Raw genomic sequence first — 11182 nt, 5'->3', positions numbered from 1 at the left:
GCCGAGGCGACGGGCCCCTCACTGTGATCAACCACACTTGAGGCGGTAAATCCCCCATGGGCGGGGGCTTTTGAGACGTGTCAGGACGGCGGACACAAGGACGACGAGGGCGACTCGCGCGGTGCTTCTGCCACGATGGTCGGCGCCGTGTCCCGGCGAGGGGAGCCACCGAGCAGCGCGGCCGGTGCTTTCACTCCCCGTCCTCCTCGTCCTGAGTCCCCGACTCGTCTAGCGAGTACCGCACTGTGTCTTCCTCGCCCTCCCCTGCCCAGTCCGCCTCACGCTCCCCCTGGCGTTCGCTGAGGTACCGCAGCATGCGCTGGTGGTCCGTCGCGAACTTCGTGTCGAACGCCGGTACGTGGATGCAGCTCACGGTGCAGAACCTGCTGGTCCTCGAGATCACAGGGTCCGCCGCCGCGACGGGGCTGTCCATGTCCGTGCAGGCCGCCCCCGCCCTGCTGATGAGCGTCCTCGGCGGCGCGGCCGTCGACCGGTGGCCCCGCAAGCTGACGGCGGCCGTGAGCCAGGCGCTGCTCGGCGCGATCGCCTTCACGACGGCCGTCCTCGTGGCGCTGGACCAGCTCGACATGGCCTCCCTGATGGTGCTGGCCGCCGTCACGGGTGTCGTCGCGACCGTCGACAATCCGGCCTGCGCACTGCTGGGCAACGATCTCGTCCCGGCGGAGGACGTGCCCTCGGCGATCGGGGTGGGGGCGCTGGTGCACCAGGCGGGACGGCTCGTGGGAGCGGCTCTCGCCGGTGTGGCGGTCGGGTTCCTCGGTACGTCTGCGGCGTACTTCGCGAACGGGGTGTCGTTCCTGTTCGTGGCCTCGGTCATTCCGTTCCTGCGCCCGGCGGCCGGTGCGGCACGGCAGGAGGCCGTGGACGCTCGTCAGCAGAGCGGCGCCCGCATGACCGTGCGGGAGGGGCTGGTGTTCTTCGCGCGGCGGCCGCGTCTGATGGCGCTGGCCGGTGTGACCGGGATCAGCGCCGTGTTCGGCCGCAACTACCAGCTCACCCTGGCCGTGCTCGTCACCGGTCCGCTCGCGGGCGGGGCCGGTTCGTTCGGCACGGTGTCCACCGTGCTGGCCGTCGGCGGCATCCTCGGCGCTGTGCTCGGCGCCCGGCTGCGCCGGCCCTCGGTGCGGCTCGTGGGGATGCTCGCCGCGGGCGGGGCGCTGCTCCAGGTGGTGGCGGGGCTGTCGCCGTCCGTGGCAGTGCTGATCGTGCTGGTCCTTCCCATGGCCCTGGTGGAGTCGGTCTCCGACACCGCCGGCACGGCCGTCCTCCAGACCGACCCGCCCGCGCACCTGCGGGGACGGGTGCTGGGCGTGTGGGGCAGCATCGGCACGGTGTGGGGCCTGGGCGGGCCGCCCGCCCTCGGCCTCCTCATGGAGCTGGCCGGGGCCCGCGGAGCCCTCGTCACCGGCGGGCTGCTGATCGCCGGGGCGATCGGTGCGGGCTACCTGCTCCGGCGCCGGTCCACGCCGCCGGTGGTGCTCCGCACGGAGGGGGGCGACGTGGCGGGCCACGCCACGCTGAGCACGGCGGCCTGAGCGGAGCACACAGCGGCGCGCGCCAGGACGTCGGGGCGGGTCATGACCGCAGCGGTTCCCTGACCACCGGGCTGGGCCTGGGCGCCGACTCGAAGGGCTCGAGGGGGGTGTACGCCCGGGCTCTGCGGTGCGCGAGCCTGCCGCGCAGCCAGTGCCAGGTCGCGGCGGGCGGGACGAGCACGCTGGTCACGGCCATGGTGAGCACCTCGTCGCGGGTGTGCGGCCCGGGCAGGATGCGGGCCAGGGCGAACTCGGTGGTCCCGGCCAGCCATGCGGCGGCGCAGGCTCCGGCCGGGCGGTGCCGGCCGAGCAGGACGCAACCGAGTGCGGTCACCGCCGCTGCGGTCATCGCGAGGTGCGCGGGCAGGCGCCCCCGATGCGCCTCCGCCCGGCGCCACCAGCGCCGTCCGTGCAACCGGGTCATCAGCACGTCGTCGGCGTTGCCGGCCTGGAGACGGACGGAGATCCAGCGGCCGGCCGGCCGTACCGGACGGGTGGTGGTCCGGCGGCCCCCCGTGAGCGTCCAGCCGGCGTCGACCATGCGCAGGGCGAGGTCGGCGTCCTCGCGGAAGCCTCGCCGGAAGCGCTCGTCGAACCCGCCGACGGCGGCCAGCGCGACTCGGCGGTAGGCCATGTCGGCGGTGATCCAGCGCGTGGTGGCCAGGCCGGCCGTGCTGCGTTCCCAGTCCGTGGGGCGGCGGTCGGTGGGCCGTGGTACCTCGATCCGGGCGGTGATCCCGGCGGTCCGTCCGGTCGCCGCCGCCAGATCCAGGGTCAGGTCGTCGCCCCAGGTGGCCCCGGGTACGACATCGTCGTCGAGGAAGACCACCCACGGCACGTCACCGGCGGCCCGCCAGCCGAGGTTGCGGGCGGCGGCGGGTCCGCGCCCTCCGCCGGGCACGACGAGGGTGCGCGGGCGCAGGGACAACGGGACGTCGGCGGTGAGGGACGGGCCGGCCGGTTCGGGCCGGTCGTCGACGAGGACCACCCGGACCGGCCGCGGGCCGGTCGTCTCGGCGAGCGCGTGCAGACAGACGCGCAGGCCGGGCCGGCCGAGGGTCGGGACCACGACGGCGTAGTCGGTGTCCCGCGTGGCGGTGCAGGGCTCGGTCATGGTGGGTCTCCGGCGTCTTCGGTGCGGAACGGTTCGGGGCGGCGGATCGCCCAGGGGCGGATGCGCGGCAGGGCCCGCCGGGGCGGTACATGCAGGGAGTGGGGCCCCGGCCCTGGAGAAGGCCCTCGCGGGCGACACGGGGATGAGCGGCACGCACGGGCCGGGCCGGCCCGAGGGGTGGGTCAGTCGGCCGTTCCGTCCTCGCGGAACCAGGCGATGGTGCGCCGCAGGCCCTCCTCTGCGCGCACCCGCGGTTCCCAGCCGAGCTTGTCGCGGGCCAGCGTGATGTCGGGGCAGCGCACGGCCGGATCGTCCACCGGGCGTTCGATGAAGCGGATCTCCGAGGGGGACACGGCGAGTTCGACGACCAGGCGCGCCAGGTCGAGCATGGTGATCTCGGTCGGGTTGCCGATGTTGACGGGGCCGCGCATGCCATGGGCGGCCGCCGCGAGGACGCCGCGGACGGTGTCGTCGACGAAGCACAGCGAGCGGGTCTGGCGGCCGTCGCCGGTGACGGTGAGGGGCTCGCCTGCCAGGGCCTGCCGTACGAAGGTCGGCACCGCGCGTCCGTCGTGGCCGCGCATGCGGGGGCCGTAGGTGTTGAACAACCGGATGATGCAGGTGTCGGTGCCGTGGGCCTCGGCGTGGGCGGTGGTCAGCGCTTCGCCGAAGCGCTTGGCCTCGTCGTAGACGCTGCGCGGGCCGACGGGGTTGACGTTGCCCCAGTAGCGTTCGTCCTGGGGGTTCTGCCGTGGGTCGCCGTAGACCTCGGAGGTCGAGGCGAGGACGAAGCGGGCCCCTGCGGAGTGTGCGAGGTCGAGGGCGTTGCGGGTGCCGACGCTGCCCGTCTCCATGGTGTGCAGCGGCAGCCGCAGGTAGTCCGCCGGGGACGCCGGGGAGGCGAAGTGCAGGACGAGGTCGGGCGTCCGCTTGATCCTCAGTCCCTCGGTGACGTCGGCCTGCACGAGCGTGAAGCCGGGTTGTTCGAGGAGCGGGGAGATGTTCTCGGGCCGGCCGGTGCTGAAGTCGTCCACGCAGGTGACGGCCGCACCCGCGGTCAGCAGGGCGGCGCACAGATGGGAGCCGACGAACCCGGCACCACCGGTGACGACGGCGTGTTCCCAGCTCCGTGAGAGTGCGGTGGTCATCTCGGTCTCTCCTCCGTCGGCGGCGGCACTGCCCGGCACGACGTCGCGCGCCCCGGGCCGCCGAGGCTGGCCGTGGACCGTCGCGCCCACGCTCACCTTCCGCCGCCCGCACGGGCGGGGCACGGTCGCGTACGGCAAACCGGTGACTCACGGAGGGTGACGGGGAGAGGCGTCAGGCGATCAGTGCGCGGCCCGGGTTCAGTCGGTCGAGGAGTTGGGTGTGGTGGAGCTCGGCGACGGGGGCGAGCAGGTCCGGGTGACGGAGCAGAGCCGCGGCGCGGCGGTCGCTGTCGTCGGGGGACACGAGCCGGCGGAACTCGGCGTGTGTGCCGCTGCTGTGGATGCCCTCGGCGAGCGCGGCCACCGCCTGTACGGCCAGCTCGGGGTCGGTGAGGAGACTGGCCGCCCAGCTCGCCACGACCTCGTCCACCCAGGTGCGCCAGGCGTGCGCGTCCGTCTCGTCGCCCGGGGCCGTGTCCGCGCCGGTGACCCAGTCGAGCCGCGCGGAGCCGCCCGGGCCCGCCACTCCGAGCAGGGCGGCGTCCATCTCCGTCGGGTATCTGAGCCACGCCGCGACCGTCACGGCCTGCCGGGCCTGGACCTCGCACAGGGCGGAGGCCAGCGCGCCGCCGGTGGCGGGGAAGGAGCGGGTCAGCCACTGGGCGGTCGCCGCGATGACAGGGGAGAGATCTGCTTGCACTGCCGGGCCGTCCGGAAAGGGTCGGGAAGTGGGGACCTGGTCGTAGACGGTAACCGGCACCGCGCGGGCCGGGACGTGATCGGGGCCTCGAACGGGACGTGGTCTCGGCCACATCGGGGAGCCCGAGGGAAGGGATGCCGGTTCCGTTTCGCCGCCGAGGCGCCGGGCACCCGGCCGGCGTGCTCTTCCACGGACCTGAGACGTCCGGCGAACCCCCGGCCCGGCGCGGCAGAACCCGGCCACCCGTGCGCCCCCTGCGCTTCGACGGCTGGATCGCGGGGATCGGAACGACGTCCGGCACCCGCGTGGTGCTCGGCCACTGGGCCCGTTCCCCCTTCGGGCCTTTCAGCGACGTGATGGTCGAATCGGCCGACGGGCACCGGCTGCTGCTGGCTCCCTCGCGGGAGACGGCGGACTTCGTGGCGAGCACCTACGTCTTCGACGAGATCCGGGTGGTACCGGTCCGGGTGCGGGTCACCGGCCGCCGGCACTGGGCTGTTTCCGCGACGCCGCTGGAGCTGGGATTCCGTACGGGCCGGAGGAATCCGGCGGGCCTCGCGCTGCGGGCCGTACCGGGCCTGATCGCCACCCGTCCGGGCTGGATCGCGCTGTGGGACCGGCCGGCCCGCCTGCTGCTGGGCGCGCACACCCACGGCAGTGCCCGGCCGGGCCGGCATCAGTGGTACGGCGCCCGGGATCTGCACCCGGTCACGTCGGCCACCGCCACCTACCAGGGCGCCGGCCTCGGTGCCCTCGCCCCGGTCGAACCTCCTGTGCGGTTCGGGTTCGGCTCGACGCCGCGCGGTCCCTGCGTCGTCCGCGTCACCACGAGCGTGGCTGTGGAGCAGGGCCGGAGCAGGACGGGAGCAGTGTCATGACGGAACGGCGAGCGGGCGCGGCGGGCGCCGGGCGTGCCCCGGTCACCGACATGTCCCTGCTGGGCATCTATCTCAACGACCATCTCGCCGGTGCCACCGCCGGAACCGCGCGGGCGCGCTATCTGCTGCGCTCTTGCCGGGGTACGGCACTCGGCGACGCGCTGGCTCCGGTCGCCGCCGAGATCGCCGAGGACCGGTCGAGCCTGCTGCACATCATGCGGCGGCTCGACATCCCGGTGCGGCGCTACAAGCTCTACGCGGGCCGGGCGGCCGAGCAGGTGGGGCGGCTGAAGAGCAACGGCAGCCTGGTGCGGCGGTCTCCGCTGAGCACGCTGTGGGAGCTGGAGGCGCTGGTGCTGGGCGTGGCGGGCAAGGCCGCCGGCTGGGAGACGCTCCGCGAACTGGCCCCGGCGGTCGAACGTCTCGACGCAACTCAGCTCAGCTCGACGACCTCACCGAACGGGCCCGGCGGCAGCGCGCCACGCTGGAGGGACTTCGCCGCGGGCAGGCCGAGGTCGCCTTCCGCGAGACCTGACGGACGGGTACCGCCGACTGCCCGGCCTCACCAGAACCTGCTGCTGAGGGCGGGCTGGTGTGCGAGGTGCACGGCGTCCCGCAGCCGCAGCGCGACGCTGATGGTGGCGCGCAGGGCGGAGGGACGTACGGTCTGGGCGGTCTCGGTGGCGAGGACCAGCAGGCAGGCCGCCGCCTGCTCGACGATCTGGATGGGGAGCGTGAAGTCGCTGTCGGCGGCCGCACGGAACGCCTTCAGGGGGATCGCGGCCCCGTCGATGGCCCGATGGGCGGCCTGCTCCAGGTGCTGTGCGGCCTGTTCGCACACCGGGGCGGGCAGGGCGATGGTGCGCTGGAACGATGAACTCGTCATGTCCCACTGTTCCCCCGGTGCCGGCCGGTTCGGTCGGCGGGTGGCGGGATTTCACCGTCCCGCGTGACCGGCGGGTGGCGAATATCGCGGAGAGCACGGCCCGGGTGACGTCGCTCGGAAGTACGGCATCTCGGCGCAGCTGAAGGCACCGCGTAGGCCGACCTCGACGCGACGCGGCCGATCCAGTTGCTCGATGTGGATTGCGGGTTCGGTAGCTGAGTTCAGCCCCGCGCCCCGGATCGGTGTCGTCGTACTCTGAGTGTCGATCAAGCGCGGCGTCGAGAGGACTACGTATGACCGCCCGTGCCGATGTCGTGGCCCGGCTCACCGCGCGGGCCGTCACCGGCGAACGGCCTCTCTCGGGGGCTCTCGCCGAGGTCACCCTCGACGACGGGCGGGTGGTGGTCGTCAAGCGGTCCGGCGACCCGGGGGCGACGCGGGCCGAGGCGGCCGGGCTGCGCTGGCTGGCCGACGCAGGCACCGTACGGGTGCCGGACGTGCACGGCCATGACGACAACTGGCTGGTCGTCGACCGGGTCGTGGAGGGGCGGCCGAGTGGGGAGGCGGCGGTCGCATTCGGCCGTGCGCTGGCCGGTCTGCACGCCGCCGGGGCGCCCGCGTTCGGCGCGCCGCCACCCGACGGTCCCGCGGACGCGTACATCGGGCTCGCCCCGATGCGCAACGAGCCCGGCACCGACTGGCCGCGCTGGTACACGGAGCATCGTGTGCTGCCGTACCTGCGGCGCGCGGTCGACCAGGGCACCGTCCGCGCCGCGGAGGCGACCGACATGGAGCGGTTGTGCGAGCGCCTGCCGGAACTGGCCGGGCCCGCCGAGCCGCCCGCGCGGCTGCACGGGGATCTGTGGAGCGGCAATGTGCTGTGGGGGGCCGACGGGCAGGTCTGGCTCATCGACCCGGCGGCGCACGGCGGGCACCGCGAGACCGACCTGGCGATGCTACGGCTCTTCGGCTGTCCCCATCTGGAACAGGTGCTGGACGGCTACCGGGAGAGGGCGCCACTGGCCGCCGGCTGGGCCGACCGCGTGGGCGTGCACCAGTTGTTCCCGCTGCTGGTGCACGCCGTGCTGTTCGGCCGGAGCTACGCGCAACAGGCCCTCACGGTCGCCCGCGGGGCTCTGGCACGCTGACCGGTCAGCGGTTCACCACGTGCCGCGTGTCGGGGACGCAGTGGGTCATCGTGAGCCCCTCGACGTCACGCGGCTGGTTCTTGCCCAGCTTGGACAGCCGTTCGCGGTCCTCGTCCGTGAGGTCCTGGCTCGCCAGCGGCTCCAGGTCCGCCACGTCCTCGGGGCCGATGCCCAGTCCCTCGCCGACCCGCAGACCGAGGTCGTTCTCGACCAGCAGGAAGTGCCAGACCATACGCTCCTGGACGGCCCGGTCGCACTGGGACAGTTGACCGATGAAGTTCTTCACCAGGTCGTCGCGTTCCCAGTCCTCCAGGAGCAGGTAGCGCTGTCCTGCCTGGAGGTAGTCGTTGGTGCGGGGGATGCGCTTGCGGGTGAGCCCGCCCCGGATCTCGGGCCCCTGCTCGTCGTGGGTGGGGTAGCGGGCCTCGCGCAGGCCGCCGGTGATCGACGGCTCGTAGTTGACCTGCGGGTTCTCGCCTCCGCCGTCGACCTGGTACGCCATCTGGCCGTCACGCTGGTTGGTGCGCACGTCCGCGTTCTTCGCCTGGTTGACGGGGAGCTGGAGGTAGTTCGGGCCGACCCGGTAGCGCTGGGTGTCGCTGTAGGAGAAGGTCCGGCCGACGAGCATCTTGTCGTCGGAGAAGTCCAGGCCGTCGACGAGGACACCGGTGCCGAAGGAGATCTGCTCGTTCTCGGCGAAGAAGTCCTTGGGCATCCGGTCGAGCACCATCCGGCCGACCGGCTTGGGCGGGAAGTCCTGCTCCGGCCAGGTCTTGGTGTCGTCGAGCGGGTCGAAGTCGAGCTCGGGGTGGTCGTGGTCGTCCATCATCTGGACGAGCAGTTCCCATTCCGGATGGTCACCACGCGCGACGGCCTCGTACAGGTCCTTGGTGGCGTGGCCGAGGGTGTCGGCCTGGACATTGGCCGCGTCCTCCTCGGTCATGCTGCGCACGCCCTGCTTGGGCATCCAGTGGTACTTGACGAGCTTGGTGTCGCCGTCGGCGTTCACCCACTTGTACGTGTTGACGCCGAAGCCCTGCATATGGCGGTAGTCGGCGGGGATGCCGCGCGGGCTGAAGAGGTTGACCAGCATGTGCATGGCCTCGGGCGTCTGCGACATGAAGTCGAAGATGCGGCGGGGCTGCTGCTCGAAGGTCACCGGATCGGGCTTGAGGGCGTGGATGACGTCCGGGAACTTGATGGCGTCACGGATGAAGAAGACGCCCAGGTTGTTGCCGACCAGGTCCCAGTTGCCGTCCTCGGTGTAGAACTTGACGGCGAAACCACGCGGGTCCCGGGCGGCCTCGGAGGAGTCGCGACCGCCGATGACGGTGGAGAAGCGGACGGCCACGTCCGTGCGTGCGCCGCGCTCCTGGAACAGCTTGGCCCGGGTGTAGCGGCTGATCGGCTCGTCGCCCCAGGTGCCATAGGCCTCGAAGTGGCCGTAGGCGGTGACGCCGCGGGCGTGCACGACCCGTTCGGGGATCCGTTCACGGTCGAAGTGGCTGATCTTCTCGAGGAACTGATAGTTCTCCAGGGTGGCGGGGCCTCGGGCACCGACGGTGCGCTGGTTCTGGTTGTCGTGGACCGGATGGCCCTGGCGGTTGGTGAGGACCTCGCGGTCGTCGCCCGGAGCGGGACCGGTGCCGGAAACGTCCGTCATGAGCAGGGGCTCCTTCGGCTCGGGGCCGGCGGCCGACCGGGTCGGCGCCGCGAGCAGCCGCCCGGCCGGTCGTGGCGGAACGCCCGGGTACCCGGTGGAGCGGGCTCAGTCACGTGCCCGCGGACCTGTCCCGGCGGCGGTGCCGCCCCCGGTCCGACGGGGGCGACACCGCCGCTACGGTGCGTCACACGTGGGGCCGACGGCCCCTCTCCTGCCGCGGGAAGCGGCGGGCGCGGCCGGGCGTGGGAGAAGCGGAAGGCGGGGGTCGGCAGCCCCTGGACGAACTCGTCCGGGGTGCCGGCGTGCTCGGACTGGTAGCTGGTCGGCGTGATCCACGACACCGCCGGAAGCCGGTCGTTGCGGGCGTCGGAGCGTCCGGTGTCGAACCGCAGGGCGTGCGGGTCGGCGAAGCCGCGGAAGGCGGCGACGGCCTTCCGGAGGCTCGGCGGGAGGAGGGAGAGTGCAGGCGCCCAGCGCGCCGGCGGCGAAGCCCAGGAGTCTACGACGGGTCAACTCGGCCATGACGTTCGCACCGGACCGTCGATCACCCCCCGCCCGGCACGGCCGGACCCGTCAGGGGCAGTCGGTGAACAAGTGGCCAATGCACGGGGTGGGGTTGGCCAAGACCTGACCGGGCATTCCTCCGCCTTCCCAAGCCCTTGCCCGGGCTTGGGATCCGGATGGTCAGCGCGTGAACCGGTCCTCGCGTCCGTGTGGAAGGGATGTCCGGGCTTCGGGCATCGTGGCATCCGCCCCTCACCATCAGGCGCGAGCGCGGGAGAGACCGAGGATGCAGCCAGGCCGGAACCAGGAGTCACCCGAGACCGAGAACCTGGCCGCGCGGCTGGGGCACGTCTACTGGATCGGGGGCGGGAGCGGTGCGGGCAAGTCGACGGTCGCCCGTGCGCTCGCCGATCGGCACGGGTGGCGGCTGTACGCGACCGACGACGCGATGCCGGAGCACGCCCGGCGGACCACGCCCGAGGAAGCTCCCTTGCTGCACAAGTTCCTGGCCATGGACATGGACGAGCGATGGGTGAACCGCTCCCCCGGGACCATGCTCGAGACGTTCCACTGGTATCACGGGGAGGGATTCGGCCTGATCGTCGAGGACCTGCTCGGCATGGGGCGGGAAACCCCTGTCGTCGTCGAGGGCTTCCGCCTGCTTCCACATCTGGTCAAGCCACTGCTCAGCGGCCCCGGGCGGGCCGTGTGGCTCCTGCCGACGCCGGAATTCCGCCAGGACGTGTTCGCGGCCCGGGCCGCGGCCGGGGCCGGTTTCACGCGACGGACCAGCGACCCTGAGCGGGCGGACCGCAATCTCGCCGCGCGTGATCACATGTTCACCACGCGCCTCCGTGAGGAGACCGCACGTCTGGGCCTGCCCTCCGTAGAGGTCGGCATCGCCCTGACGGAGGACGAACTCGTCGATCGCGTGGCTGACGTCTTCCGGTCGTGATCCCGTACAACCTCCGCCCGGCGCGGGGTGTCTTCCTGTCCGAAGGGCACCGACCGGCCCTTCGGACCGACACGTTCCAACGGGGGAGCACATGAACTCGAACCGCACTCGCCTGCGCCGCGGCACCGCCGCCGGCCTCACCCTCCTGATGGCGGCCGCCCTGGGCGCCGCCGGCGCCGGGTCCTCGAGCGCGGGCACCGCCGCGCCGCAGAAGCAGCGGGTCCAGACGCAGCAGATCGCCTCGTCCGTCCTCGGTTCCGACTACAAGCTCACCCTCACCGCGCTGCGTTCGACGGAGGACGAGTACGCGGCCTCGGTGCGGCTCCAGGTGTACACGAAGTCCGGCAGCGCCTGGAAGGAGTCCGACCGTGTGACCGTGGGCGACGTGGACGGCTGGTTCTGGTACCCGCTCACGGGCAAGGGCGCCGTCTGCCAGTTCTCGACCGCGAGCACCGAACCGGCGCCGCTGACCGTGAGCCTGCTGCGCACACCGTCCCTCGGCTGCTCCGAGCCGGCCACGTATCTCGTGAAGGAGGGCAGGGTGTACGCCGGCTGAGTCCGGCCCTCCCTCCGAGTTTGCAGTTTTTTCAGCTCGTCCTTGACCTCAGTGCAGTGGTCAAGCGGTGCATG

At 72.7% G+C, this 11182-nt stretch carries 10 protein-coding genes and 1 pseudogene; 6 read left to right on the top strand and 5 right to left on the bottom strand.

The genetic code is table 11. The features are described from left to right. The first annotated feature begins 245 nt into the window (after window positions 1–245). Complete coding sequence (locus tag ABZ016_RS42630; protein WP_356922185.1) at window positions 246–1556, top strand: MFS transporter; 1311 nt, start codon at window positions 246–248, stop codon at window positions 1554–1556. Window positions 1557–1596: 40 nt separating this feature from the next. On the opposite strand, the gene ABZ016_RS42625 is transcribed toward ABZ016_RS42630, so the two are convergent. From ABZ016_RS42625 to ABZ016_RS42615, 3 genes are all read right to left on the bottom strand, one after another. Beyond that, window positions 1597–2670, bottom strand: coding sequence for a glycosyltransferase (locus ABZ016_RS42625; protein WP_356922184.1), 1074 nt, complete (start codon window positions 2668–2670; stop codon window positions 1597–1599). A gap of 182 nt (window positions 2671–2852) precedes the next feature. Then, window positions 2853–3818: an NAD-dependent epimerase/dehydratase family protein gene (locus tag ABZ016_RS42620; protein WP_356922183.1), complete on the bottom strand. Its 966-nt coding sequence runs from the start codon at window positions 3816–3818 to the stop codon at window positions 2853–2855. 172 nt (window positions 3819–3990) lie between these two features. Further along, window positions 3991–4518: a hypothetical protein gene (locus tag ABZ016_RS42615; protein WP_356922182.1), complete on the bottom strand. Its 528-nt coding sequence runs from the start codon at window positions 4516–4518 to the stop codon at window positions 3991–3993. Between the two features lie 245 nt (window positions 4519–4763). Here ABZ016_RS42615 and ABZ016_RS42610 point away from each other — a divergent pair, with 245 nt between their 5' ends. Both ABZ016_RS42610 and ABZ016_RS42605 read left to right on the top strand, forming a co-directional pair. Further along, complete coding sequence (locus tag ABZ016_RS42610; RefSeq protein WP_356922186.1) at window positions 4764–5396, top strand: hypothetical protein; 633 nt, start codon at window positions 4764–4766, stop codon at window positions 5394–5396. Beyond that, window positions 5393–5931: pseudogene (locus ABZ016_RS42605) on the top strand (hypothetical protein). Before ABZ016_RS42610 ends, ABZ016_RS42605 begins: the two are co-directional and overlap by 4 nt. Window positions 5932–5958: 27 nt before the next feature. Here ABZ016_RS42605 and ABZ016_RS42600 read toward each other — a convergent pair. Further along, the gene (locus ABZ016_RS42600) at window positions 5959–6282 is read right to left on the bottom strand and encodes a hypothetical protein (RefSeq protein ID WP_356922181.1); all 324 of its coding nucleotides are present in this window, start codon (window positions 6280–6282) and stop codon (window positions 5959–5961) included. Between the two features lie 293 nt (window positions 6283–6575). Between ABZ016_RS42600 and ABZ016_RS42595 the strand changes: the two genes are divergently transcribed. Continuing rightward, the gene (locus tag ABZ016_RS42595) at window positions 6576–7430 is read left to right on the top strand and encodes a fructosamine kinase family protein (protein ID WP_356922180.1); all 855 of its coding nucleotides are present in this window, start codon (window positions 6576–6578) and stop codon (window positions 7428–7430) included. 4 nt (window positions 7431–7434) lie between these two features. Here ABZ016_RS42595 and ABZ016_RS42590 read toward each other — a convergent pair whose 3' ends face one another. Further along, complete coding sequence (locus ABZ016_RS42590) at window positions 7435–9093, bottom strand: catalase (protein ID WP_356922178.1); 1659 nt, start codon at window positions 9091–9093, stop codon at window positions 7435–7437. 790 nt (window positions 9094–9883) lie between these two features. Here ABZ016_RS42590 and ABZ016_RS42585 point away from each other — a divergent pair. Both ABZ016_RS42585 and ABZ016_RS42580 read left to right on the top strand, forming a co-directional pair. Next, window positions 9884–10552 (top strand): hypothetical protein, encoded by a 669-nt coding sequence (locus tag ABZ016_RS42585; RefSeq protein ID WP_356922177.1) that lies wholly within the window; start codon window positions 9884–9886, stop codon window positions 10550–10552. A 91-nt stretch (window positions 10553–10643) separates the two neighbouring features. Then, window positions 10644–11108, top strand: a complete 465-nt coding sequence (locus tag ABZ016_RS42580; RefSeq protein WP_356922176.1) for a hypothetical protein — start codon at window positions 10644–10646, stop codon at window positions 11106–11108. Window positions 11109–11182: the final 74 nt, after the last annotated feature.

Source organism: Streptomyces sp. NPDC006372 (assembly GCF_040612515.1).
Lineage (GTDB): Bacteria > Actinomycetota > Actinomycetes > Streptomycetales > Streptomycetaceae > Streptomyces.
This window is presented reverse-complemented; position numbering and strand designations above follow the sequence as displayed.

Excerpts from the sequence above, each read along its gene's own strand:
- ABZ016_RS42585 (WP_356922177.1), top strand. The coding sequence starts at position 9,884 with ATGCAGCCAGGCCGGAACCAGGAGTCACCCGAGACCGAGAACCTGGCC.
- ABZ016_RS42595 (WP_356922180.1), top strand. The coding sequence starts at position 6,576 with ATGACCGCCCGTGCCGATGTCGTGGCCCGGCTCACCGCGCGGGCCGTC.
- ABZ016_RS42580 (WP_356922176.1), top strand. The coding sequence starts at position 10,644 with ATGAACTCGAACCGCACTCGCCTGCGCCGCGGCACCGCCGCCGGCCTC.
- ABZ016_RS42590 (WP_356922178.1), bottom strand. The coding sequence starts at position 9,093 with ATGACGGACGTTTCCGGCACCGGTCCCGCTCCGGGCGACGACCGCGAG.
- ABZ016_RS42620 (WP_356922183.1), bottom strand. The coding sequence starts at position 3,818 with ATGACCACCGCACTCTCACGGAGCTGGGAACACGCCGTCGTCACCGGT.
- ABZ016_RS42600 (WP_356922181.1), bottom strand. The coding sequence starts at position 6,282 with ATGACGAGTTCATCGTTCCAGCGCACCATCGCCCTGCCCGCCCCGGTG.
- ABZ016_RS42625 (WP_356922184.1), bottom strand. The coding sequence starts at position 2,670 with ATGACCGAGCCCTGCACCGCCACGCGGGACACCGACTACGCCGTCGTG.